Source organism: Pseudomonas nitroreducens NBRC 12694, from assembly GCF_002091755.1.
Lineage (GTDB): Bacteria > Pseudomonadota > Gammaproteobacteria > Pseudomonadales > Pseudomonadaceae > Pseudomonas > Pseudomonas nitroreducens.
The window spans coordinates 1-597 of sequence record NZ_BDAI01000038.1 but is presented as its reverse complement, the minus strand read 5'-3'; the positions used below and the strand labels follow the sequence as shown (position 1 = coordinate 597).

The window sequence follows — 597 nt, the reverse complement described above, 5'->3', positions numbered from 1 at the left end:
TGGCTTATGCCAAGTGGGTTTCCCCATTCAGAGATCTCCGGATCAAAGTCTGTTTGCCGACTCCCCGAAGCTTATCGCAGGCTACCACGTCTTTCATCGCCTCTGACTGCCAAGGCATCCACCGTATGCGCTTCTTCACTTGACCATATAACCCCAAGCAATCTGGTTATTGTCTCGAACGTGAAGACGACATTCGCCGAAAATTCGCGCTTGAACTCGCAAATTTTACCTTGACTTGAATAATCACCAGTGAAAGAGATTATTCAGTCTACTTCTATCACATACCCAAATTTTTAAAGAACGGTTCTGGCACAAAGACCAGACATCAATGTTCGTTCAACTTGAACATTCATGTCTGAGCTTTCGACGATTAATGGTGGAGCCAAGGAGGATCGAACTCCTGACCTCCTGCGTGCAAAGCAGGCGCTCTCCCAGCTGAGCTATGGCCCCTTATCGGATCAGCAGCACACCACAACAATTGGTGGGTCTGGGCAGATTCGAACTGCCGACCTCACCCTTATCAGGGGTGCGCTCTAACCAACTGAGCTACAGACCCAATCGTCTAACCAGTGAATCAAGCAATTCGTGTGGGAGCTT

General features: G+C 48.7%; 2 tRNA genes and 1 rRNA gene. All 3 read right to left on the bottom strand.

The window, feature by feature from the left end:
- Positions 1-145: ribosomal RNA gene (locus PNI01S_RS28165) — 23S ribosomal RNA — on the bottom strand; the annotation flags it as partial.
- A 229-nt stretch (positions 146-374) separates the two neighbouring features.
- Positions 375-450: transfer RNA gene (locus PNI01S_RS28160), tRNA-Ala, on the bottom strand.
- A gap of 29 nt (positions 451-479) precedes the next feature.
- A tRNA-Ile gene (locus PNI01S_RS28155) sits at positions 480-556 on the bottom strand.
- Positions 557-597 lie beyond the last annotated feature (41 nt).